We start from the raw sequence: 23,643 nt of genomic DNA on the forward strand, positions 1-23,643 counted from the left end.
CCGGCGCCGGCCCCGCGCACCCGTGCGCCGCCGCGGGCGTCCCGGCCTACCCGGGACGCCCTCGGCGGCGGGGCCGACCCCAGCGGGAGCGCTCCCGCACATGAGAAGGGACTCCCGAGACATGATCAGCGTTCTGCCGGGCACCGTCGCGGTCTACGCGGACCTCGCCTGCCCCTGGGCGCATGTCGCCGTCCAACGGCTGTGGCGGACCCGCGCCGAGCTGGGACTGGACGAGGTCGTGCGCTTCGACCACCGCGCCGTCCTGTTGGAGGTGATCAACCGGGGCTCGCTGCCCAAGCCGGTCATCGACGCCGAGATCCCGGTCACGGCGGAGATGGAACCGGACGCGGGGTGGCGGCTCTGGGCAGAGCCGGACTGGCGGTGGCCGGTGAGCCGGTTGCTGGCGGCGGAAGCGGTGCAGGCGGCCAAGGAGCAGGGCCTGGCGGCCAGCGAAGCCCTCGACCGCGCGCTGCGCAGGGCGTTCTTCGCCGACAACGCCTGCATCACGATGCGTCATGTGGTGCTGGACGTCGCCGAGTCGAGCCCCTCAGTGGACGCCGCGGCGGTGGGTGAGGCGCTGGACGCGGGGCGCGCGCGTGCCGCGACCATCGCCCAGGTCGACGACTTCGTCTCCGGCGGTGTGATCACGAGCCCGCACCTGTTCACCCCGGACGGGGGCTCATGGCCGAACCCGGGGGTCGACTACCAGTGGGCGGGGCAGCCGGGCACCAGTCCGGTCGTACTGAAGGCGGACGACCCCTCGGTGTACCGGCGGATCCTGACCCGGGCGGCGGAACACGCCCGCGAGTGAGCGGGGCGCGGCGCCGCCGTCTCCGCGGCCCGGTGTCACCGTTCGACATCGTCGGCCGGCAGCCCACCGGCCCGGTGTCACGGCTCGACATCGCTGACCGGCGGAGCCGCTGCCGGCGCTTCGGTGAAGTACCGCCCCGCGTGTTCCGCCGTCCCCGTGTGTCACGCCCGTCCGTTCAGGAGGCCATCGATGAGCGCCATGCCGAAGAGCGGCTCCCCCGACGGCACCAGTGCCCGGCGGCGGTTCGGACGGCCCGGCATCCAGCACTGGGATCCGGAGAACGAGGAGTTCTGGCGGCGCACGGGGCGACGCGTGGCGATGCGGAACCTGGCGTTCTCGATCCTCGCCGAGCACGTCGGATTCTCGGTCTGGAGCCTGTGGTCCGTGCTGGTGCTGTTCCTGGGGCCGGAGTACGGGCTGTCCGCTGCGGACAAGTTCCTCCTGGTCTCCACGCCGACGCTGGTCGGAGCCGTACTGCGGATCCCCTACACGCTCGCCGTGGTCTGGTTCGGCGGTCGCACCTGGACCGTCGTCAGCGCGGCTGTGCTGCTGGTCCCCACGCTGCTGGCGGCGGTGTTCCTGCACCCCGGCACCTCGCTGGGAACGCTGCTGCTCGTCGCCGCCGTGGCCGGCCTCGGCGGCGGCAACTTCGCCTCCTCCATGGCGAACATCAACGCGTTCTTCCCGCAGCGGCACAAGGGGTGGGCGCTCGGGCTGAACGCGGGCGGCGGCAATCTGGGCGTCGCCGTGATGCAGCTGGCCTGCCTCGCGGTACTGGGCACGGTGGGCGCGACCGAGCCCCGGCTGCTGTTGTGGCTCTGTATTCCGGCGATCATCGTCGCCGCGGTGTGCGCCGCACTCCTCATGGACGACCTGCCCGGCAACCGCAACGACACGGACGCGCTGCGGGACGTCCTGCGGGACGCCCACTGCTGGGTGATGTCCCTTCTCTACCTGGGCACGTTCGGTTCGTTCATCGGCTACTGCTTCGCCTTCGGCCTGGTGCTCCAGACCCAGTTCGACCGTACGCCGCTGCAGGCCGCGTCGTTGACGTTCCTCGGGCCGCTGCTCGGCTCGCTGACCCGGCCGGCCGGCGGGTGGCTGGCCGACCGGATCGGCGGTGCCAAAGTCACCTTCGCCGTGTTCTTGGCCCTGGTGGTCTGCACCGTGGTCGCCGTCGTGGCATCGCGGACGAACTCGCTCGGCCTCTTCGTCGCCGACTTCATCGTGCTGCTCATGCTGTCCGGGGCGGGCAACGGATCGACGTACAAGATGATCCCGGCGATCTTCCGGGCAAAGGCGCTCCAGGGTGGCGCGGGCAGCGGGACCGCGCAGGTCCGGCTGGAGCGGGCACGGCGGCTGTCGGGTGCGCTCATCGGTGTCACCGGAGCGGTCGGCGCGCTAGGCGGCGTCCTCATCAATCTGGCGTTCCGCGCGTCCTTCGCCGGCTGGGGGAGCGGCATTCCGGCGTTCACCGGGTTCCTGGTCTTCTACGCCGCCTGTGCCGCGGTCACCTGGGCGGTCTATCTGCGCCGCGGTCCCCGCGGGCGGACACCACGAGATTCACGTCCTGACGTCGTCCTCTCGGTCTGAAGGAGAAAACAGACATGGCAGTAGCCGCCGACCCCGTTCTCACCTTTCCCCCAGACCAGGTCCCCGATCCGGAGGAGTTCATCCAGGCCGCCATGCGGTGGCACTTCAGCCCCGAGACGGGCTCGCCGTACTGGATCGAACGGGCGAAGACCCTGGACTTCGACCCGCGCCGGGACGTGCGCACCTTCGACGATCTCCAGCTCTTCCCCAACATCGTCAACGAACTGCGCCAGGTGCCCGCCCGGGACCTCGTCCCCCAGGGCTACGGCTCATCCGTCGAGGTGATCGGAATCTACGAGAGCGGCGGCACGACCGGCGCTCCCAAACGGGTCGCCTACCTCGCCGACTGGATGGACCGCTATGTGACCTGGTCCACCCGTCAGATGGAAGAACGCGGTCATCCGCGTGACGCCCACTGGCTGGCGCTGATCCCCAGCGGCCCCCATCTGTGGGGTGAGGTCGTGGCCAGGCAGGCGCGGCGCCGGGGCGGCTTCACCTCCACCATCGACCTCGATCCGCGCTGGGTGAAGAAGTGTCTCGCCGAAGGGCGCGGTGACGAGGCCGGGCGCTATGTCGAACACATCCTGGCGCAGGGCGAGTTCCTGCTGGAGACCCAGGACATCCGGGTCCTGGTCGTCACACCCCCGCTGCTGGAACGGCTGGCGCAGCACGAACACCTGGTCAAGCTGGTGAACGAGAAGGTCCGGGTCATCATCTGGAGCGGGGCCCACATGGACGCCGACAGCCGGCACCTGTTCCGGACCGAAGTCTTCCCCGACGTCCAGCTGTTCGGGAACTACGGCAGCACCATGATCCTGTGCGGGGCCGTCGAGCGGAGCGGCAGCGAGGACGAGTGTGTCTTCGACCCCTTCGCGCCCCATGTCTCGTTCTCGGTCGTCGACCCCGAGACGGGGCGGCCGGTTCCCTACGGCGAGCGCGGCCAGGTGGTCATGAACCACATCAGCCGGAGCGCGCTGTTCCCCAACAACCTGGAACGTGACGTCGCCACCCGGATCCGCCCCCTGGCCGGACAACTCGGCGACTCGGTGGCCGATGTCAGCCCCGTCCGGACCTTCGACGACGAGGTCGTCATCGAAGGGGTCTACTGATGGACGAACCGATCCAGCTCGACGCCCTGGGCGCCCGTGGCGCGTTTCGGGCGCGGAACCGGCTGACCGTGTCCGATGTCACCGGGCGGCCGGTCGCCGAACTGAGCCAGGTGCCACGGCTGTTCGTCCAGCGCGGCCTGTCGGCGCTGCGCACCGCCACGCCCGCCGGATCCGACGAACTGTCCGCCGTCATCGCTCGGGCGGGGCACACCTTCGCGACCGACACGGTGGGCGGCCTGTCGGCCCAGGAGTACCAGTACCTCGTCAGCAGGGTCTCCGGCGTGCCGGTCACGGTGGTGCGGTCCGCCACCCGCCGTATCGAGCGCGCCGCGGCCGAGGCGTACCGCTCCGTGCGGTGCGCTCGCCCCGCGGCGGCGGTCGACCGGTGGCAGGACCCCGTGACGCGGGGCGGCGGCGCGGTCTGGACCCGGCGCGGTGACGTCTTCGCGGTGCACGCCGCGGGCAACCACCCCGGTGTGCACAGCCTCTGGCTCGAAGCCCTGGCCATGGGATACCGGGTCGCGGTGCGGCCCTCCGGACGAGAGCCCTTCACACCGCACCGCCTGGTGACAGCGCTGCGCGAGGCGGGGATCGGCGACGACCGGCTGATCCTGCTCCCCACGGACCACCACGTCGCCGACGACATCGTCCGGGGCGCGGACCTGTCCCTGGTGTACGGCGGCGACGCGGTGGTGCACAAGTACCGGGCGGACCCGAACGTCCTGACCCAGGGCCCCGGGCGGACCAAGATCCTGCTGGCGGACGGGGACTGGGCGTCCTCGCTCGACACAGTGGTCGCCTCGATCAGCGACGAGGGTGGCGTCGCCTGCGTCAACGCCACCGCCGTGTTCGTGGCGGGCGACCCGGCACCGGTCGCCGCGGCCATCGCCGAGCGACTGGCGGCGCTCCCCAGCCTGCCGCCGGAGGACGACAAGGCGGTCCTGCCCGTCCGGCCCGCCGCCGAGGCACGTAGGACGGAGAAGTATCTGCTCGACCATGCGGACGGCGGAGTCCTTCGGTTGGGCGGCGACGGGATCGTCGACGAACTCGGCGACGGCAGCGCCGTTCTGCGCCCCGCGGTGGTCCAGCTGGACCGGCCGGACGCACCGCAGCTCGCCACCGAACTCCCCTTCCCCTGCGTATGGGTGGCCCCCTGGTCGCCGGATGACGGCGTCGGGCCGCTGCGGAACACCCTGGTGCTCACCGTGGTCAGCCAGGACGAACGGCTCATCGGACGACTGGTCGACGAGCCGAGCATCAGCAACGTCCATGTCGGAGACCACCCCACGCACCGGATGGCACCCGGCATTCCGCACGACGGGTATCTCGCGGAGTTCCTGATGCGCTCCAAGGCGGTCATCAGATGAACCAGGAGGGCGGACCCATGACACGTCTGTTGCACATCGCGGCCTCACCCCGAGCAGAGGACTCGGAGTCCCGGGCGATCGCCGAGACCTTCGTCGCGGCGTACCGCCAGACACATCCCGGCGCGACGGTCGACCTCTTCGACCTCTGGGCAGAGCCGCTTCCCGAGTTCGGGGCGGCGGCGGTCGAGGCGAAGCGGGCGGAGGCGTCCGGAGGGCGGGCCGAGGGCGAGGGCGCCGTGGCATGGGAGGCGGTCCGGCGCACCTTCGCGCGCTTCGACAGCTACGACCGATATGTGTTCAGCGTGCCCATGTGGAATTTCGGAATTCCTTATGTCCTCAAGCACTTCATCGACGTGGTGAGCCAGGCCGGCCTGCTTTTCGCCTTCGACCGCGGCTCGGGATACACCGGCCTGCTCAAGGGAAAGAAAGCCGTCGCCATTTACACCAGCTCGATCTACGCACCGGGACTTCCGCCCGCTTTCGGTGACGACCACCAAACGGCCGCATTCGACGGCTGGTTGCGGTGGGCGGGGGTCACCGACCTCTCCACGATTCACTTCAGAGCGCACCAGATCACCGAGGACACCGATCTCCTGCGACGCAACGCCCATGCCGAGGCACGGGAAATCGGCAAGGAATTCTGAGCCGCAGTACACACGTCCCTGTTCCCCGACGCACACCGTTTCCGATCCGCATCAGGAGCACCCGCATGCCCCTTCCGCCCTTGCTCGAATCAGCCGGCCCCGCCGACCATGTCCCGGACGCCCAGGGAACCGAGGTGTCCGGGGCCGCGCTCACCGCGTCGTCCTGGCATCCGCTCGCCTGGCGCGGACTGCCGATCCGGCAGCAGCCGCCGTGGCCCGATCCCGACGAGGTGGCGGCCGTCACCGACCGTCTCGCCCTGCTGCCCGCGCTCACCACGACCAGCGATGTGCGCAGTGTTCTGGCGGCCCTGGCCCGGGTGCAGAACCGGGAGGCGTTCGTCCTGCAGGGCGGCGACTGCGCCGAGCCGTTCGGCCCGGAGGCCGTCACCGGCGCCCGGGCCAAGCACCGGGTTCTGGGTGCCGTGGCGGAGCGCGTCAGCACCCGCCTGGACCTGCCCGTGGTCACGGTCGGCCGACTGGCGGGGCAGTTCGCCAAGCCCCGCTCGGAACCCCTCGAAGAGGTGGCCGGGCGGGAGCTGCCGGTGTTCCGGGGGCTCGTGGTCAACGGCCCGGAGCCGCACGAGGACAGTCGCAGGCCCGACGCGTACCGGATGCTCTCCGGCTACTACACGGCGAAGAACGTGCTGCGCGAACTCGCCGTCCTGGCCCACGAGACGGCGAGTTCGTTCGCCCCGCAGGCCTGGGAGCCCGCGGCCGCCCGTGAGCTGCTGTGGAACGGGCGGGGGGAGACGGCCCCCGACGGCTCGCTGCGCTCGCTCGTCCAGGGATACGGGCAGACCCGCTGGTCCGAGGGGCGCGGCTGGCGCCACACCGGGCTGTGGACCAGCCACGAGGCACTGCTCCTGGACTACGAGAACCCGCTGACCCGCCGGGATCCCGTCACCGGTGAATGGTTTCTGCTGTCGACGCATCTGCCCTGGCTGGGGGACCGCACCCGGCAGGTCGGCGGCGCCCACGTGGAGTTCCTGGCGGGCATCGCCAATCCGGTCGCCTGCAAGATGGGCCCCACCGCCGAACCCGACGAGATCGTGCGGCTGTGCGAGCGTCTCGACCCCTACCGCAGGCCGGGCCGACTCACCCTGATCTGCCGGATGGGCGCCCGTCGGCTGCGGCAACGGCTCCCGGCCATCGTCACAGCCGTACGCCGGGCAGGCCATCCCGTGGTGTGGATGTCGGACCCCATGCACGGCAACACCACGGTGACCCGCGCGGGCGTCAAGACACGTCATCTCAGGGACATGGTGGACGAGGTCACGGACTTCTTCGAGGTCCTGCGCGGGATGGGCGAGTGGCCCGGCGGGGTCCATCTGGAGGCTGCCGCCGCCGAGGTGACCGAGTGCGTGGGCGGCACCCGGGTCGCCGACGAATCCGCTCTCGCGGACGCCTACGAGACGCTGTGCGACCCCCGGCTCAACAACGAGCAGCTCATGGCGATGGCGGACATGGTCGCCAAGCTCGCCGCGTAACCCGTACCGGTCGAAGAAACCCCAGCATCCATGCCCTCAGTGAGGGCCGGCCGTGCCGTTCCCAGGGAGGCAGCCGTGCGAACCCTGCTCGTCGACAACTACGACTCGTACACCTACAACCTTTTCCAGCTGATCGCGCAGGTGAACGGGGTCGAGCCCGTGGTCCTGCACAACGACTCAGCTGACTGCGCAGAACTCGACCTGGACGACTACGACAACGTGGTGATCTCTCCCGGGCCGGGGAATCCGACCCGGCCGAAGGACTTCGGCGCCTGCGCGCGGATCATCGAATCGGCCCGCCTGCCCGTCCTGGGCGTGTGTCTGGGCCATCAGGGCATCGCCGCCGGGGCGGGCGCGGAGATCGTACGGGCGCCGCAGGCCCGGCACGGTCACCTCACCACCGTGCGCCACGAGGGAGGGGAGCTCTTCCACGGGATTCCGCAGGGCTTCACGGCGGTGCGCTACCACTCGCTGTGTGTGCGGGAGCCGCTGCCACCGGAGTTGGAGGCGACCGCCTGGGCGGAGGACGGGGTGCTGATGGGCATCCGGCACCGTACGCGCCCGTTGTGGGGCGTGCAGTTCCACCCGGAGTCCGTCGCCACGGAGTTCGGGTACGAGTTGCTCGGCAACTTCCGCGATCTCACCGAGCGGTTCCACCAGGCGCCCGGTCTCTCGCACCGGGCTCCGGGCCACTCCGGGGCCCGCCCGGCAGCCCGCCTTGTACCCGCGCCGACCGGCCATGAGCCGGGACCCCGGCCCGTCGAGGCACGCGCCTACCGCCTGCACTCACGGATCATGGAGTCCGCAGTGGAGACCGAGGCCGCCTTCACCCGGCTCTTCGCCGCCTCCCCGCACGCCTTCTGGCTCGACAGCTCCCTGATCGACCCCCGGCTGTCCCGCTTCTCGTTCCTCGGCGACGCGTCCGGGCCGCTCTCCGAGATCGTCCGCTACCGCGTCGGTGAGGGCGCCGTCGAGGTCACGGCGGCGGGCGGGGTGACCCAACGGGTCGACGGAACCGTCTTCGACTACCTCCAGACGGCGCTGCGCGGCCGCCGGGTCGAGAATCCCGCCCTGCCCATCGACTTCTCCTGCGGCTACGTCGGCTACTTCGGCTACGAGCTGAAGGCCGACTGCGGTTCCACCGCGAAGCACAGCTCGCCGACCCCGGACGCGTTCTGGATCTTCGCCGACCGCCTGATCGCTGTGGACCACCAGCAGGGCGCCACGTATCTGCTGGCCCTCAGCGACGGCAGCCCGCGCTCCGACCGCGACGCGACGGTGTGGCTGGAGAAGACCGCCGCCACACTCGCCGCGCTGCCCCGTCCCCGGCCGATCCCCGTCCCCGACCTGTCGCCCGTCGACAACGCGCGACTGGAACCCGCACTGGTACGCGACCGCGCGCAGTACCTCGCGGACATAGCGGCCTGCAAACAGGAACTGCTCGCCGGGGAGAGCTACGAGATCTGCCTGACCAACGCGGTCCAGGCCCCCCGCCCCGCCGACGGGCTGCGCTTCTACCAGGCTCTGCGGCGCTCCAACCCCGCCCCGTACGCCGCCTATCTGCGCCTGGACGGGATGGAGATCGCGTGCTCCTCCCCGGAGCGGTTCCTGCGCATCACCCGCGACGGAATGGTCGAGACCAAACCCATCAAGGGAACCGCGCCGCGCGGCATGGACGAGGCGGAGGATTCCAGGCTGCGCCGGGAACTGACGACGAGCGCCAAGGTTCGCGCCGAGAACCTCATGATCGTGGACCTGCTCCGCAATGACCTCGGCCGGGTGTGCGAGGTCGGCAGCGTCACCGTTCCCCGGCTGATGCGCACAGAGACCTACGCCACCGTGCACCAGCTCGTCTCCACCATCCGCGGCCGACTCCGCGCCGGAGTGGACGCGGTGGAGTGCGTACGCGCCTGTTTCCCGGGCGGCTCGATGACCGGTGCGCCGAAACTGCGGACGCTGGACATCATCGACTCGCTGGAGACCCGGGCGCGCGGCGTGTACTCGGGTGCCATCGGCTTCCTCTCCTGCAACGGCACGGCCGATCTGAACATCGTGATCCGGACCGCCGTACTGACGGAGGATGGTCTGCACGCCGGAGCCGGGGGCGCCATCGTGCTCGACTCCGATCTCGTCGAGGAGTACGAGGAGATGCTGCTCAAGGCGGCGACACCGCTGCGGGCGCTGCTGGCGGGCACGTCCGGCAAGGACGCGGGGCCCGTGACCGACCGGACGGCGTTGCCGACGCGGACCGCGGAGGGCGGGCTCCGATGAACGAGCCGGCCGACGGTATCCGTACGCACTGCCCGTACTGCGCCCTGCAGTGCGGGATGGTGCTGCGGCAGAGCCGGCCCGGCACCGGCCGCCGCGACCAGGGCGCGGCGGCACCTGTCACGGTCGACGCGTGGCCGCAGTTCCCGGTCAACCGCGGGGCGCTGTGCGGCAAGGGGCAGAGCGCCACCGAGCTGCTGAACCCGGCGGCCCGGCTCGGCACTCCGCTCGTCCGCGACGGCTACGGCACGGCGCTGCGCCCCGCCACCTGGGACGAGGCGCTGGAGCGCGTGATCTCGGGCATCCGGTCGGTACAGGCCGAACACGGCCGCGACGCCGTCGGGGTGTTCGGCGGCGGCGGGCTGACCAACGAGAAGGCCTATCTGTTGGGCAAGTTCGCGCGGGTCGCACTCGGTACGTCGGCGATCGACTACAACGGCCGGTTCTGCATGTCCTCGGCGGCCGCGGCGGTGAACCGGGCCTTCGGCCTGGACCGGGGGCTGCCGTTCCCGCTCGCCGACATCGCCGAGACCGACTGTGTCCTGCTGGTCGGCAGCAACCTGGCCGACACGATGCCGCCCGCCCTGCGCTACCTGACCCAACTGGCGGAGCGGGGCGGCCGGTTGATCGTGGTGGACCCGCGGCACACCCGCACCGCCGCGCGGGCCGACCTGCATCTGCGGCCGCTGCCCGGCACCGACCTGGCGCTGGCGCTCGGCATGCTGCACATCGCTCTCGCCGAGGGCCATGTCGACGAGGACTTCGTCGCCGCGCGGACGAGCGGCTTCGCGGCCGTGCGAGCCACCGCCATGGAGTACTGGCCGGCCCGCGTCGAGGGGCTGACCGGCGTACCGGCCCATCAGATACGGGAAGCCGTAAGGATGTTTGCCCAGGCGCCCACCGGAATGGTGCTCACGGCCCGGGGCAGCGAGCAGCACAGCAAGGGCACCGACACGGTGCACGGCTGGATCAACCTCTGCCTGGCCCTGGGGAAGGTGGGTCGGCCGCTCAGCGGATACGGGTGCCTGACCGGACAGGGGAACGGCCAAGGAGGGCGCGAGCACGGGCAGAAGGCCGACCAACTGCCCGGCTACCGCAGCCTGACCGACCCGGTGGCGCGGGAGCACACTGCCCGCCTCTGGGGAATCACCCCCGCCGAACTCCCCGGCCCGGGTACGTCGGCCTACGAGATGCTCGACACCGCGGGCACACCGGGCGGGGTGCGGGCGATGCTGGTCTTCGGCTCCAACCCGGTCGTGTCGGCACCCCGGGCGGATCACGTCGAGCAGCGGCTGCGGGCCCTGGACCTGCTCGTGGTCGCGGACGTCGTACGGTCCGAGACCGCCGAACTCGCCGATGTCGTCCTGCCGTCGGCCCAGTGGGCGGAGGAGACCGGCACCCTGACCAACCTGGAGGGCCGGGTCGTTCTGCGCCGCAAAGCCGTCGAGCCGCCCGCCCGGGTGCGTACCGATCTGGAGATCCTTTCCGCGCTGGCGGCCCGGCTGGGCCGGGCCGAGGGCTTCCCCGCCGATCCGCGCCTGGTCTTCGACGAGCTGCGGACCGTGTCGGCGGGCGGCCCGGCCGACTACGCGGGGATCAGCTACGAACGGATCACCGAGGAGAACGGGGTGTTCTGGCCGTGCCCGGCGGACGGACACCCCGGCACACCCCGGCTGTTCCTGGAGTCCTTCGCGACGCCGGACGGCCGGGCCCGCATGATGCCGGTCCACCACCGGTCGGTGGCCGAGACCACCGACGAGCGATATCCGCTGTACCTGGTCACCGGGCGGGTGCTGGCCCACTACCAGAGCGGCGCACAGACCCGGCGGGTGGCCGCGCTGCGGGCCGCCGCGCCGGAGCCGTACGTCGAGATCCATCCCTCCCGGGCCCGCCGGCTCGGCGTGCTGGAGGGCGAGCCGGTGACGGTGACCAGCAGGCGTGGAACGGCCGTCGCCCAGGCCAGGCTGAGCACGGAGATCCGCCCGGACGTGGTGTTCATGCCCTTCCACTGGTCCGGGCCGGGGCGGGCCAACACCGTCACCAACCCCGCGCTCGACCCGGTCTCGCGCATGCCCGAGTTCAAGGTGTGCGCCGTACGCGTCGAACCGGTGGCCGCGCGGCAGGCACCACCGGGCGGGGGCGGCGGAGCCGGGCGGGGGCGGCGGCAGCCCGGCCGACCGAGGGAGACCGGTTCCGCATCCGCCGTACAAACCCTGTGAGGTACCCATGGGAAGGCACGTGCGCCGCGTTCTGGTGGTCGGATGCGGCATGGCGGGAGCGCGCTTCGTCCGCCGGCTGACGGCCCTGAACCCCGATGTCCGGATCACTGTCTTCGACGGCGAACGCCACCCCGCCTACAACCGCCCGCTGCTCACCGGGGTGCTCGCCGGCCACTACCGGTCCGGGGACATCGCCCTGCCGCTGCCCCCCGGCATCGAGCTGCGGGCTGGTGTCCGGGCCGGCGCGGTGCATCGGGCCACCCGTACGGTCATCGACTCCGCCGGAGTCGAACACGGGTATGACGCGCTGGTCCTGGCGACCGGGAGCCGGCCGGAACAGCCGTGGCGGCACCCATCACGCCCCGAGCGGTCCTCGGCCGGTGAGCACCGGCTGCACACCCTGACCGACTGTCTGCGGCTGTCCGAGGAGTGCGTCGGTGCCCGCAGCCCGGTGGTCGTCGGCGGGGGCCTGCTCGGGGTGGAGACCGCGCTCGTCCTCGCCGGGCGTGGACTCCCGGTGACCCTTGTCCACCAGGGGCGGCACTTGATGCACCGCCGCCTCGACGCCAAGGCCGGAGCGCTGCTGCGCACCGTCCTCGAGGACGCCGGGGTGGCCGTACGGGCCGGGACGTCCGCGCGGAGCCTGACCGGCCGTACCGGGGTCACGGGGGTGCGGCTCGCCGACTCCTCCGTGCTCGCGGCCGATCTCGTCGTGTCCGCGTGCGGCACACGTCCACGCGTCGGACTCGCGCGTCGTGCCGGGCTCGCCGTGCACGCGGGAGTCGTCGTCGACGACACGCTGCGCAGCGTCACCGACCCGCACATCCACGCCATCGGCGACTGCGCGGAACACCGCGGGGTCGTCCACGACACCGCCGTCCCGGCCTGGCAGCAGGCCGAGGTGCTCGCGGCGCGGCTGTCCGGGCACGACCGGCACGCGCGCTTCACGGGCGCCCGTACGCTCACGCGCCTCATCGCGGACCGGCTCGACCTGGCGGTCTTCGGCGAGGCCACCACCGGCGTCGGCACCGGCACCGGCGTCCGGGGTGGCATCGAGGGCGCGGCGCAGACCGACGTGCTCTGCCTCTCCGACGACCGGCATCGTGTCTACAAGAAGATCGTCACCCGGAACGATCACGTCGTGGGCGGCATTCTGCTCGGCGACCTGTCCACCGTCGACACGGTGCGCCGGGCCTACGAGGCCACCGAGCCGCTGCCACCGAACCGCCTCCACCTGGTCACGGAACTCGGAGGAGAAGGATGAACAACCGTCTGGTCGTGGTGGGCTACGGGATGGTCGGCCACTGCCTGCTGACGGCCCTGGACGCCAGCGGCGTGCTGCGGGACTGGCAGGTCACGGTGCTTGCCGAGGAGGACGTCCCGGCCTACGACCGGATCCATCTGTCCCGGTACCTCCAGGAGACCGAGCCCGCAGGCCTTCTCCTCGGCGAGCCCGGCTTCCGCGACCGCGCGGGGATCCGCACCCGTCTCGGCGATCCGGTCGTCGCCGTCGACCGCCGGGGCCGCCGCGTGACCACGGCCGCCGGACACGTCGTCGGCTACGACGTCCTCGTCCTCGCCACCGGCTCCCGCTCCTTCGTGCCGCCCGTGCCCGGAGCGGACGCCACCGGGTGCTTCGCCCACCGGACGGTCGAGGACGTACGGGCCATCCGGGCGCACTGCGCGGGGGCGGGCGTGGGAGCCGTGATCGGCGGCGGGCTGCTGGGACTGGAGGCCGCGAACTCCCTGCGCGGCCTCGGCCTGACGCCCCATGTCGTCGAGTTCTCCCCGTGGCTGATGCCCCGTCAACTCGATGAACACGGCGGGTGGACGCTGCGTCGCCACATCGAGGACCTGGGCATCGCCGTGCACACCGGTACGAGCCTCACCGGTATCGACACCGACGAACACCACCGGGCGACCGCCGTACGACTCCAGGCACCCGACGGCGCGCCGCCCACCCGCGTCGACGTCGACGCCGTCGTGTTCGCGGCGGGCGTGCGCCCCCGCGACGAGCTCGCCCGGTCCTGCGGGCTCGCCGTGGGGGAGCGGGGCGGCATCGTGGTCGACGAGACCTGCCGTACGGAGGACGAGCGCGTCTACGCGATCGGGGACTGCGCGCTCACGGTCGACGGGCGGGTACACGGTCTGCTGGCCCCCGGGAACGCCATGGCCCGCGTGGTCGCCGACCGGCTCGCGGGCGGCACGGAGACCTTCACCGGAGTGGACACCGCGACCCGGCTGAAGCTGCTCGACGTGGACGTGGCCTGCTTCGGGGACGCACCCGGCGTGGCGCCCGGCGGGTACGAGGCGAGCCATCTCGACACCCGCGCCGGGGTGTACCGCAAACTGCGCGTCTCCGCGGAGGGCCGGCTGCTCGGTGGATTGTTCGTGGGGGACACCTCCGGATACGCGGCTCTGCGTCCGCTCGCGGGCAGTGGCCGTCCGCTACCCGCCTCCGTCGAGGAACTCGTCGTCCCCGGGCCGCTTCCGGGGCGGTCCGCGGCCGTCGGAGCACTTCCGGACGAGGCGGTGGTCTGCCACTGCCACCACGTCCCGGCGGGCACGGTCCGCTCCGCCGTCCGGAACGGCTGCGCCGACCTGGCGTCGGTGGGGTGCCGCACCCGCGCCGGCACCGGATGCGGGAGCTGCACGGAGGCCGTGGCCTCGCTGCTTGGCGAAGGGCTCACCGCCACGACCGGCATCGACGCGACCGCGATACCGGTGACGGGGAGCCCCGTATGACCAACCGCCGGACAGCACCCGGGACCTGCCCGGCGGATCACGCCTGGGCCGCAGGGCCTGGCACGCGCGTCTGCCGCGTTGCCGTCGGTCGCCGACGCTCCGCGTCGCCCGCCGCGGCAGCGGCTGATGTCACAGCCTCCGCCACCTCGCAGCCGCACGCACCAAGCCCCGCTCACCGGCGATCACCAGACGCCGCAGCCCGAAGCCGGCATGATGCGCCGGACAGGCCCTGGGGGCTTCTGACGGATCTCGAGGACGCCTCCTGGCTGGAACGGGCGCGCCCAGCGAGGCGATCGGCGCCTCATGAGGCGGCTCATGTCAAGCCGGTCGGTTGCCCGGCAGCCGACCAAGAGCCATCAGAAACGTCCTGGTCGTCGGCGGCCCCGCGGCCGCGGATCAGGTCCGAGGCCTTCTCGCCGATCATGATCGTTGTCGCGTTGGTGTTGCCACGGACCAGGGTCGGCATGACGGACGCGTCCACCACGCGCAGCCCCGTGACGCCGTGGACCCTCAGTTCGGGGTCCACCACGCTGCCAATGGCGCAGGTACCGACGGGATGGAAGAGGCTGTTCGTCACCCGCCGTGCGAAGCGCAGGATGTCGGCGTCGCTGTCGGAGTCCGGCACGCTCAGCGGTGCCCGTCGGTGAGCCTTGAGAGCGGGCTGGTCCGCCACGCTCAACAGGGCCCGGACCCCTCGGACCACCGCCTGCCGGTCCTCCTCGGTGGTGAGGTAGTTGTGCAGGATGCGCGGTGCGCTCCCCGGCATCGCCGTGCGCAGTGAGACCCTGCCCCGGCTGGTGGGGGTGAGCAGGGTCGGGCCGAGCATGAAGGCGTGGTCGTACGGAGCGGTCAGCCCCTCGTCGAGGAACATCGCCGGGCTCGCGGTCACCTCGACATCGGGCGCGGGCAGATCGGGCCGAGTCCGCAGGAAGCCTCCCGCCTCACCGAGGTTGGAGCTCAGCGGGCCGCCCCCGGTCGCGCGCCACAGCTCCAGGTTCTCCGGCGTGAACTGGGTCTCCTTGGTCTCGGTGTCCGTGAGGTACACCAGCGCCACATGCGGGTGGTCCCGCAGGTTCTCGCCGACCGGCAGGTCCACCACCGGGCGTATGCCCATCGCCTCCAGATCCGCGGGGATCCCCACACCGGAGAGCATCAGCAGCTTCGGTGAGTTGTACGCCCCCGCCGAGACGACGACCTCACGCTCCGCGCGCAGGCTCACCAGCTCGCCGGCCCGCTCGGCCTCCACCCCGACCGCGCGCCCGCCGTCGAGGACCACGCGGTGGACGAGCGTGTCCGTCCACACGTGCAGATTCGGGCGGTGAACAACCGGACGGAGATACGCGGCGGCGGTGCTGCTCCGTACACCGTCGCGGACCGTGACCTGGTACCAGCCGAATCCGTCCTGCTGGGCGCCGTTCAGATCGGGATTGCGCGGATGACCGGCCTGTACACCCGCCTTGATCAGATCGGCCATGATCGGGTGCCGGGAACTGTTGTCGGTGACCCCGAGCGGGCCGCCCACCCCGCGCAGCTCATCGGCGCCACGGGTGTTGTCCTCCGCGCGCCGGAAGTAGGGGAGTACGTCGTCCCAGCCCCAGCCCCGGGCGCCGAGCGCCGCCCAGTCGTCGAAGTCGCGCTTGTTGCCCCGGACATAGATCATGGCGTTGATCGAGGAGGATCCGCCGAGCGTCCTGCCCACCGGCAGGACCCGTCGCCGTCCTCCCAGCCCCGGCTCGGGCTCGCTCAGGTACCTCCAGTCGTACGCGGACTGCAGCAGCCTGGGCCACGCCATGGGAAGACGGATCTCCTCGGCGGTGTCCGCCGGACCGGCCTCCAGCAACAGCACGCGGGTGCCGGGGTCTTCGGTGAGCCTGGCGGCGAGGACACAACCGGCGGAACCGGCGCCCACGACGATGTAGTCGTACACATTCCCTCCTGGGTTTCAACGGGTGCGGGTGCGGGATCGCCCGACCGGGGACGGCGGCTGCGAGCCGACGGGCCGGGCGGGGCCTTGGCGGATCAGCTCGCCGCGCGGGTGGACTGTTCGAAAGCGGCTGCGATGTGACGCACACCGAGAGTCGCCTGCTCGGGCGTCGTGGCGCCGTAGCCGAGGACCAGAGAGGGGGTGGGTGCCACACCGGTGGAGTGATAGGAGGAGAGCGGGTAGACAGTGGCCCCCGAGCGGCGGCTGAACCGGGCCAGCCGGTGCTCGTCCGTGCCTGGCGGGAATCCGGCGACCAGATGTGTACCGGCCGACGGCGACATGATGCGCACCAGATTGCCGAACTGGGCCTGCAGCGCCTGGACGCAGGCCTCACGCCGCTCGTGGTACGCCTGGCGCATACGGCGAATATGGCGGGCGAAGTGATGGTCGGCCATGAAGTCGTGCACGGCGGCCTGTTCGAGCACCGGCGGCGCGCCGTACGCGGAGTACTGGGCGGCGGCCACGACGTCGACGAGTTCGGGCGGGACCACGGCGTAGGCCAGACGCAGTGCGGGGAACAGCACCTTGTTCAGTGTGCCCACGTAGATGACCCGGTTCGAGGTGTCCATCTGCTGCAGTGGCGGGAACGGGCTGCCCGACCAGAACTCCCCGTCGTAGTCGTCCTCGATCAGCCAGCCGTCCGCCCGTGCCGCCCAGTCGAGCAGCTGGCCGCGCCGGAACTCCGTCATGCGGCAGCCCGTCGGGAACTGGTTGTTGGGGGTGACGAGAGCCATGCGTGCCCCGGGGTACCGGCTCTCGCCCGAGGAGATGCACAGCCCTTCGTGATCGACATCGACGGGGCAGGGAACGACGTCGGCGGCCATGAGCGCGGCGCGGGCTCCGAGAAAGCCTGGATCCTCGACGAGCACCTGTTCTCCGGGCTCCAACAGGATGCGGGCCAGAAGGTGGGTGATGGTCTGGGTACTGCTCGTGATCACCACCTGTTCGGCGGTGCAGGAGAGACCGCGTGTCAGACCCAGATAAGTGGCCAGCTCATTGCGTAACGGCCAGTAGCCGACGGGGTCCTGATGGTTCATCAGTGAGTTCCTGAGCCGGGAGGCACGGTGTGAGACGACGCGGGACCAGAGTTGGGCCGGGAAGAGGTCCAACGCCGGTACGCCCAGGATGAAGGGCTGCGTGGGTGTGCGGGAGATCAGGTGCCGGCCGTCGAACGCGTGCGAGGCCTGGAGCATCACGCGCCCGGCACGGGACAGCCGGGGAGTTCGTCGTGGCTCCCCGGGTGGAGTCGGCAGCCGGGTCGTCTTCGGTGTCGAGCCGTCAAGGTGTCTGCCGCCGTTTCTGTCGGCGACGTGTGTGCCCGATCCCACCTGACCGGTGGCGAATCGTTCCGTCATGAGCCGTTCGTAGGCGACCAGCACGGTGTTCCTGGAGACCTGGAGTTCTCGGGCGAGCGTTCGCGTCGCGGGAAGACGTACGCCGGGCCGGAGTTGCCCGCTGGAAATGGCGTCCTTGAGCCGTTCGTAGAGCTGTTGGTAGAGAGGCTCGGGAAGGTTGCGGTCAAGAGCGAATCCGCCTAGCGGCAGAGCAGTGGATTCTCTCGGCACGGCCTGGCACCTCCTGGTGGGGGAGACGTGAGAAGGGCTCGTGGCGCTGTTTCCTCGTTGGTGCCGTGGATGTACGGGAGTGGGGGGAGGGCCGATTCCGTCAAGATCGGTCGAGTGGAAGGCGCTGTTCCAGGCCAGGAGACGTGAGCGTGGACACAGGGCGCCAGTTACCGTGCCGTAGTGCGGGACGCGGCGTTCCGACGCCGCGTGAGGTGGCCGTGGAGCGAGGCGGAGGGCGGATGCTCCGTCATGTCGTCGTACATGAAAGCCGGTTGGGCGGAGTTGATCCGCAGGAAGCTCTGCCGACGGGAGCCGGGAAGGATCTGAGGACCGGCCGGGAGGCGCCGCGCGACTGGGCGCGGGGCCGAGCGGGCCCGTCGCTGTGAGGGGCGAGGCCCGTGCGGGAAACCACCCCACAGAAAGGCGGATCAGGCGACCCACGGCATGATCACGGCCTGGCTGGGATGAGCGACGTGGGATGCAGCCCGCGCCTTGAAGGGGCTGGCGCGACTCCCGCCAGCGGGGGTTCACGGACCGTGACGCCCCGGAACAGCTCGGGTCGGCGTGCTGCCGGACCGAGAACAATCGACGCTCCGAAGGAACTGCCGACGACGTGCGTAGGCGCGTGGCCGAGCCCTTCGACCAGCGCCGCGAAGGCGTCCTCGTCCTGCCTTCGGGTGCCCTGGCCCGGCACCTATTCGGGCGCGTATCTGTGGCTTGGAGTTGTGAGGAGGCGTGCGGGTCACGGGCGCTTCGGCGGCTGGTGCAGCCCGAAAGCCCGAGCCCTGATCGTCGCGGCACAGCTTGAAGCGGCCGAACCGGGCAACAGACTCCTCGTCATCCTCTCCCTCGTTACCGATGTCCGTGACGGTTCCGCCCAACTCACGCACCTTGGTGACCGCCGTGCCCAGGACCTCGACCCCGAAGAACAGGTAAGGGGACGCGCCCTTGTCGCCGTCGTGCAAGCCGCCCGGTACGCCGCCGGTGGAGAGGGCGAAGCCCCGCCCGGTGGGGCCGGGCTCGAAGGTCCAGTCGAAGAGGGCGCCGTAGAAGGCGCGCCCGCGCTCGGCATCGGCCACGCCGAGCGCGAAGAAGGTCCGCTCGTTCGCCATCGCGTACCTCCTGCGCTGATATCGCTGGCTCCATCGTGCCTCCCACCGAGCGGCACCGCAGCTCAGCCACACAAGCGAAAGACCGCGGGCCGGTCAGGTCGACCAGCACTCCGGCGGAACACAACCGCGCCAGGGCCGGGCAGGCAGCGGCTAGGGTGAGGTGCTACCGGAGAGGCATCCGTGGAGGAACCCACTCGCGGATGGCTTGTAGAGGTCCCACAGTGACCTCCGCTCGCCTCTCCGACAGGTCGACAGCATCGCCGGCAGCCCAGCAGCAGTCTCACTGGCGGGCCGGCGAGAGCCCTACCGGTGGACAGCCGGTGGACAGACGCCTTTGGACGGTGCATCACGGGGTGGCACGGGTCAACCTGCTGCACATGCTCTGATCAGGAAAAACGTCACCACGCAGCATGGCGCGGCATTACGCAACACGATCGCTCATGGTCTCGTAATGCGTAGGTCTCGGGTTCGAATCCCGAAGGCGGCTCCATGGTGAACCCCAGGTTAGGCCTCTGACCTGGGGTTTCTTGTATTCGTTGACCTTGGAATCCTGGCCAATCGGACACTCGTAGTCTGCGCATCGTAATGCGTAGGTCGGAGGTGTGGTTTCCGTGACCGTATAGACGGCCTGGGTCTCTGAGCTGGACTTTTGCTCATTTGGGAGGGTTGGGCCAGGCGTGCGCAATGGGCTTCGGTGGACAACCGGTGGACAGGTGTGCGTGACACTCCATCAGGGCCTTGTCGCTGCCCCAGGGGCGACGGGTGAAATGCGACCATCTTCGATGGGACGATCGGTAGCGGCGGGACTGTCCAGTCCTGACAGGTCTCACGTCCGGCCCGGGTCCACGAACAGCTTGGTGCGGACCGGGAGGGTCGAGCCGCCGACGACGGTCGTGGGGTCGGTGAGGCCCCAGTTGGCGTCGTTGCTGCCGGCGGTCGTTTCGATCAGCGGCTGGAAGACCCTCAGGCTGGGGTCTGGGAGTCGGCCAGACCCTGGACGGTCTCCGCATCGATGATCGCGGCGTTGATCTGGCACGCGTCGGCCATGGGGGTCGTGACGCTGACCTTGTAGTCGGTGGTGTCGGCTTGGGGGCGTCCGGTCGCGGTGCCCTCCGGGGAGGTGCTGAGGTCCAACTCTTCGGATCCGGCAGTCGGGTCCAGCTTGGATACCAGGACGTTCCCGTGTGCGTCGACTATCGGAGTGTCAGGCCTCCGTTCTGAACCGCTGCCGGCTGGACGATCAGTCGGATGTGGGCGGACAGCGTCGGCGGTCGGCCTACGCGGATGTTGATGTCACCGGGTGCCCCGTACAGGCTGACGTCGGTATTGGAGTCCGGGCCGGTCACGCGGGGGCCAGCCCGGCGCCGCGGTTTCTGGACGGTGAGAGGTCGTCCCGCGCCTCAGGACTCCAGGGCCGCAACTGCCCTCTCCCGCGACCATCCGAAGGCGCGGCACAGAGCAGCAGGCTTCGCCTCGACCATCGTGTCCACGAAAAGGGCCGCCGCCCGCGCGTCGCGCTCGGCGCGGCTGCCCTGCGACGGCACGGAAAATACCCGCGCGGTCAGCTCGATGACGCAGCTGGCCCAGCCGGGGCCCTCCTCGACACCGTAGTTGGTGATCAGAAGGCGACGGCCCAGCTCGGTCAGTATCTGGTCGAACCTCTTGCCTGTCACTCCGACGGCATCGCGCAGCGCGCGGGTCGCCATCGGCCCTTCGTCCAGCAGGAGGCCTGCCAGTCGGCCAGCCTCCTCGGAGAGGCCGACCACCGACAGAACGTCGTCCTCCTTGCCCTCGAACTCGTAGAGGTCCGCGAGTAATTGGCCGGAGAGTAGGGTCTGCTTGCCGGACAGGTAGCGGCCCAGCCAGGCGCGGCCCTGGACGGGGAGGGTGTCCTTCCAGGTCCACATCGCTTCCAGGTCCTGTCCCCATCCTGAGGGAAGGCGGGGGAGGGATTCGTCGCGCGAGGCCTCGCGAAGCGACGGGTAGCGAGCGGCAGCTCCGCCGAAGAGCAGCGAGATGCCGACATCCTCGATGTACTCCCGCGCCTCCGCCAGGGAGCGCAGCGGGGGGCCGTCCTGCCACCAACGTTCCCGGCGCGCCTCGACGACGGTGCCGCCTGCCACTCGTGATCCCCCCCCATGCGGTCCATACCGGACTTCCGGCCGCCCGTCTGCGTCCACCATGTGGACATTTTCAATTTCAACCTACGCGCCACGCCGAGGCAAAACAAGCCTTGCTTCTCGGCTCCGAGTTGATGAATGATCGGGCCCGCCGCGGTCCACAAGACCCGACAACTGGGGGAATTCATAGGGAAGTTACTGATGGTTGGGTGCGGCTGGATGGGCCGTCCCTATCTGGGTCGGGCCCACGCGCGTGGCTTGGATGTGTCGGTCCTGGACACCTCCGCCGCACTGGGGTGGGAGGAGACCAAGGCCGCTCTGGGCCTGGGCGACCAGGGGTACCCGGTGACGGCGACGGACGACGAGGGCTGGCTGGCCGCGGCCACCACCGCCCTGGCCGATGGACCGGTGGCCGGCGTGTTGGGCTTCTCGGAGCCGCACATCGTCGCGGCCGCGATGCTGGCCGAGGAGTTGGGCCTGCCGGGGCCCGGGGTACGGGCCGCGGTCATTTCCCGCAACAAGCTGATGCAGCGCGAGGTGTTCGGCCGGGTCGGCCTCAACCAGCCCGAGTACCTGCATGCTCGGGACGCGCGGGCTGCCGAGTCGTTCGCGGCCAGCCGCTACCCGGTGGTGCTGAAACCTTTGTTCAGCATGGGCAGTCCGGGCGTGCGGATTGCCGCCGATCACTACGAACTGCGGGCTTGGGCGAACGAGCAGCCCGCGAATGCCTCGTTTCTGGTCGAGGAGTACCTCGACGGTCCGGAGTTCAGCGTCGAGGCCCTGATTGTCGACGGCGTACCGGTCTTCGAAAGCGTCACCGCGAAGACCACCACTGTGGCGCCCTACCGGGTCGAGCTGGCCCACCACGTCCCCGCCGGTCTCGACGCGGCGGACCGGCAGGCGATCTCGACCCTGCTGCGCCAGGTGATCGGGGCGCTGGGCATGCGGACCGGCGTCGTTCATTTCGAGCTCATCTTGCGCTCCGACGGCCCGCATATCGTGGAGATCGCCACCCGCACGCCCGGCGACTACCTGATGGACGTCATCCAGGCTGCCACTGACGTCGACCTCTACGACGCCGCGGTCGCGGCGGCCTGTGGACTCCCGGTCAACCTGCCGCCCGGCGCGGCCGGGACCCCGCCACGGATGGCCTCGGTCTGGTTCCCGACGCCTCCGGTCGGCACGGTGAGCGCCGTGGAGGGCGTGGAGCGGGTGGAGAAGCTCCCCGGCGTGGTGAAGATCGAGATCGACGTGGCACCCGGCGACGAGGTCCACGAACTGCGCTCCTCGATGGACCGGGTCGGCATGGTGGTCTACCAGGCCCCCGACCGGCGGGAACTCGATGCGGTGTTGGCCCGCGTGCGTGACGAACTGCGCATCGCGGTGACGGCGTGAGCCGGTCCTCGGCTCACGGGGGAAGCATCGTCCTGGTGGACCCGGCCATGACCGGGCACCCGTTCAAGGACGCCTGCCGCCGTCGGGCTCTGCCGACCATCTCGCTGTACACCTTGGACGAGGCGCTGCTCGCGTCCTACGACCCCGACTACCAGCGCGACGACGAGCAGGTCGTGCACGCCGCCGACGCGGGAGAGGCCGCTGGCCGGCTGACGGGGCCGGTCCGCGCGGTTGTCCCGACCACCGAGCCGTCGGTGGAGATCGGGGACCGCCTGGGCGAGCTGTTAGGGGTGCCGGGGAATCCGGCGGTCACCGCGTCGGCCCGGCGCTCCAAGGCGGCGATGCGAAGACACGCCGTGGAATCGGGCATCCGGGTTCCGGCCTTCGAGGCCGTCTCCCGGGACCGGGTCGCAGAGGCGGCGACGCGGATCGGCGTACCGGCCATCGCCAAGCCGCAGCGGGGTGCGGGCTCGCACGGGGTGACGATTCTCCGGGGGCCGCCCGACGTGGGCGACCTTCCGGCCCACGACCTGTTCGGCCGCGCGAACGAGGAATGGCTGGTCGAGGAGTACGTGCGCGGCCGGGAGGTCGCCGTCAACTGCTTCAGCCAGGACGGCCGCCACCGGGTGCTGGACATGTGGGAGTACCGGCAGCCCGGCAGCGCCGACTACGACCAGCCGTACTGGGACCTGGTCCAGCTCGGTCCTGACGATCCGGACTGGTCGGCCGCGGAACGCTTCGTCCTGGAGGCGCTGGACGCCTACCAGGTGCGGCTGGGCCCCAGCCACACCGAGATCAAGACGGATGCCGCCGGACCCTGTCTGATGGAGCTGGCCAGCCGCCTTCCCGGCGCGCACATGACCGACCACTGGCTCCTGCACAGCACCATCCGTCCCTACGACGACACCCTCGGCGCGTACCTGGGCGAGGACACGGAGCTGCTCTCCCGTGACCTCGGATTCGACGCGGCACTGGGCATCTGCTGTCTGCGCAACGACGACCGGCCCGGAGTGCTCACGGAGCTGGCCGGCCTGGACGAGGTCCGGCTGATGCCCGGGGTCGACGCCGTGTACCCCTGCGTCACTCCCGGAGACTTCGTGCCCCTCACCCGCGATCTGGGATCCCTCACCGCTTTCGTGCTCGTCCACGGCCGGGATGCGGCCGAGGTCGACGCCATGCTGCGCACTGTCCGCCAAAATGTGCGATTGGAACTCAAATGATCAG

17 protein-coding genes are annotated in these 23,643 nt (G+C 70.7%); 12 read left to right on the top strand and 5 right to left on the bottom strand.

The window, feature by feature from the left end; translation table 11 throughout:
* Positions 1-121 precede the first annotated feature (121 nt).
* The 10 genes from AQJ91_RS42220 to AQJ91_RS42265 all read left to right on the top strand — a co-directional run bounded on the left by AQJ91_RS42220 (position 122) and on the right by AQJ91_RS42265 (position 14,243).
* Positions 122-811, top strand: a complete 690-nt coding sequence (locus AQJ91_RS42220) for a DsbA family oxidoreductase (RefSeq protein WP_234383364.1) — start codon at positions 122-124, stop codon at positions 809-811.
* Between the two features lie 198 nt (positions 812-1,009).
* Positions 1,010-2,404 (top strand): nitrate/nitrite transporter, encoded by a 1,395-nt coding sequence (locus AQJ91_RS42225; protein ID WP_067033532.1) that lies wholly within the window; start codon positions 1,010-1,012, stop codon positions 2,402-2,404.
* 14 nt (positions 2,405-2,418) lie between these two features.
* Positions 2,419-3,513 (top strand): AMP-binding protein, encoded by a 1,095-nt coding sequence (locus tag AQJ91_RS42230; protein ID WP_067033473.1) that lies wholly within the window; start codon positions 2,419-2,421, stop codon positions 3,511-3,513.
* Positions 3,513-4,880, top strand: a complete 1,368-nt coding sequence (locus tag AQJ91_RS42235) for an aldehyde dehydrogenase family protein (RefSeq protein ID WP_067033476.1) — start codon at positions 3,513-3,515, stop codon at positions 4,878-4,880. The genes AQJ91_RS42230 and AQJ91_RS42235 overlap by 1 nt, the downstream gene beginning before the upstream one ends.
* Before the next feature lie 17 nt (positions 4,881-4,897).
* Positions 4,898-5,524 carry an FMN-dependent NADH-azoreductase gene (locus AQJ91_RS42240; RefSeq protein ID WP_067033478.1) on the top strand — a complete coding sequence of 209 codons (627 nt, stop codon included), beginning with the start codon at positions 4,898-4,900 and terminating at the stop codon, positions 5,522-5,524.
* Positions 5,525-5,589: 65 nt separating this feature from the next.
* Positions 5,590-7,011, top strand: a complete 1,422-nt coding sequence (locus tag AQJ91_RS42245) for a 3-deoxy-7-phosphoheptulonate synthase class II (RefSeq protein ID WP_079085620.1) — start codon at positions 5,590-5,592, stop codon at positions 7,009-7,011.
* A 75-nt stretch (positions 7,012-7,086) separates the two neighbouring features.
* The gene (gene pabB / locus AQJ91_RS42250; protein WP_067033481.1) at positions 7,087-9,282 is read left to right on the top strand and encodes an aminodeoxychorismate synthase component I; all 2,196 of its coding nucleotides are present in this window, start codon (positions 7,087-7,089) and stop codon (positions 9,280-9,282) included.
* Positions 9,279-11,498 carry a molybdopterin oxidoreductase family protein gene (locus AQJ91_RS42255; RefSeq protein WP_067033484.1) on the top strand — a complete coding sequence of 740 codons (2,220 nt, stop codon included), beginning with the start codon at positions 9,279-9,281 and terminating at the stop codon, positions 11,496-11,498. The genes pabB and AQJ91_RS42255 overlap by 4 nt, the downstream gene beginning before the upstream one ends.
* A 19-nt stretch (positions 11,499-11,517) precedes the next feature.
* The gene (locus AQJ91_RS42260) at positions 11,518-12,762 is read left to right on the top strand and encodes an NAD(P)/FAD-dependent oxidoreductase (RefSeq protein WP_234383365.1); all 1,245 of its coding nucleotides are present in this window, start codon (positions 11,518-11,520) and stop codon (positions 12,760-12,762) included.
* On the top strand, positions 12,759-14,243 hold the full coding sequence (locus tag AQJ91_RS42265) for an FAD-dependent oxidoreductase (protein ID WP_067033489.1): 1,485 nt from the start codon (positions 12,759-12,761) through the stop codon (positions 14,241-14,243). The genes AQJ91_RS42260 and AQJ91_RS42265 overlap by 4 nt, the downstream gene beginning before the upstream one ends.
* A gap of 313 nt (positions 14,244-14,556) precedes the next feature.
* On the opposite strand, the gene AQJ91_RS42270 is transcribed toward AQJ91_RS42265, so the two are convergent.
* The 5 genes from AQJ91_RS42270 to AQJ91_RS42280 form a co-directional block, all read right to left on the bottom strand.
* Positions 14,557-16,170 (bottom strand): GMC family oxidoreductase, encoded by a 1,614-nt coding sequence (locus AQJ91_RS42270; protein ID WP_067033492.1) that lies wholly within the window; start codon positions 16,168-16,170, stop codon positions 14,557-14,559.
* A gap of 92 nt (positions 16,171-16,262) precedes the next feature.
* The gene (gene pdxR, locus AQJ91_RS42275; protein ID WP_159054789.1) at positions 16,263-17,792 is read right to left on the bottom strand and encodes a MocR-like pyridoxine biosynthesis transcription factor PdxR; all 1,530 of its coding nucleotides are present in this window, start codon (positions 17,790-17,792) and stop codon (positions 16,263-16,265) included.
* 527 nt (positions 17,793-18,319) lie between these two features.
* Positions 18,320-18,904, bottom strand: coding sequence for a VOC family protein (locus AQJ91_RS56815; protein WP_234383366.1), 585 nt, complete (start codon positions 18,902-18,904; stop codon positions 18,320-18,322).
* A gap of 963 nt (positions 18,905-19,867) precedes the next feature.
* On the bottom strand, positions 19,868-20,038 hold the full coding sequence (locus AQJ91_RS54140) for a hypothetical protein (protein WP_159054790.1): 171 nt from the start codon (positions 20,036-20,038) through the stop codon (positions 19,868-19,870).
* Between the two features lie 266 nt (positions 20,039-20,304).
* Positions 20,305-21,027: an AlkZ-related protein gene (locus tag AQJ91_RS42280; RefSeq protein WP_067033495.1), complete on the bottom strand. Its 723-nt coding sequence runs from the start codon at positions 21,025-21,027 to the stop codon at positions 20,305-20,307.
* Positions 21,028-21,243: 216 nt separating this feature from the next.
* Between AQJ91_RS42280 and AQJ91_RS42285 the strand changes: the two genes are divergently transcribed.
* Both AQJ91_RS42285 and AQJ91_RS42290 read left to right on the top strand, forming a co-directional pair.
* Positions 21,244-22,419 carry an ATP-grasp domain-containing protein gene (locus AQJ91_RS42285; RefSeq protein ID WP_067033498.1) on the top strand — a complete coding sequence of 392 codons (1,176 nt, stop codon included), beginning with the start codon at positions 21,244-21,246 and terminating at the stop codon, positions 22,417-22,419.
* 47 nt (positions 22,420-22,466) lie between these two features.
* Positions 22,467-23,639, top strand: a complete 1,173-nt coding sequence (locus AQJ91_RS42290) for an ATP-grasp domain-containing protein (RefSeq protein WP_067033501.1) — start codon at positions 22,467-22,469, stop codon at positions 23,637-23,639.
* Positions 23,640-23,643 lie beyond the last annotated feature (4 nt).

The organism is Streptomyces dysideae, assembly GCF_001514305.1.
Classification (GTDB): Bacteria; Actinomycetota; Actinomycetes; order Streptomycetales; family Streptomycetaceae; genus Streptomyces; species Streptomyces dysideae.

What these genes read in the sequence shown, in the direction of transcription:
- AQJ91_RS42220 (WP_234383364.1), top strand. Translation starts at nt 122, where the DNA reads ATGATCAGCGTTCTGCCGGGCACCGTCGCGGTCTACGCGGACCTCGCC.
- AQJ91_RS42225 (WP_067033532.1), top strand. Translation starts at nt 1,010, where the DNA reads ATGCCGAAGAGCGGCTCCCCCGACGGCACCAGTGCCCGGCGGCGGTTC.
- AQJ91_RS42230 (WP_067033473.1), top strand. Translation starts at nt 2,419, where the DNA reads ATGGCAGTAGCCGCCGACCCCGTTCTCACCTTTCCCCCAGACCAGGTC.
- AQJ91_RS42235 (WP_067033476.1), top strand. Translation starts at nt 3,513, where the DNA reads ATGGACGAACCGATCCAGCTCGACGCCCTGGGCGCCCGTGGCGCGTTT.
- AQJ91_RS42240 (WP_067033478.1), top strand. Translation starts at nt 4,898, where the DNA reads ATGACACGTCTGTTGCACATCGCGGCCTCACCCCGAGCAGAGGACTCG.
- AQJ91_RS42245 (WP_079085620.1), top strand. Translation starts at nt 5,590, where the DNA reads ATGCCCCTTCCGCCCTTGCTCGAATCAGCCGGCCCCGCCGACCATGTC.
- AQJ91_RS42255 (WP_067033484.1), top strand. Translation starts at nt 9,279, where the DNA reads ATGAACGAGCCGGCCGACGGTATCCGTACGCACTGCCCGTACTGCGCC.
- AQJ91_RS42265 (WP_067033489.1), top strand. Translation starts at nt 12,759, where the DNA reads ATGAACAACCGTCTGGTCGTGGTGGGCTACGGGATGGTCGGCCACTGC.
- AQJ91_RS56815 (WP_234383366.1), bottom strand. Translation starts at nt 18,904, where the DNA reads ATGGCGAACGAGCGGACCTTCTTCGCGCTCGGCGTGGCCGATGCCGAG.
- AQJ91_RS42285 (WP_067033498.1), top strand. Translation starts at nt 21,244, where the DNA reads ATGGGCCGTCCCTATCTGGGTCGGGCCCACGCGCGTGGCTTGGATGTG.
- AQJ91_RS42290 (WP_067033501.1), top strand. Translation starts at nt 22,467, where the DNA reads ATGACCGGGCACCCGTTCAAGGACGCCTGCCGCCGTCGGGCTCTGCCG.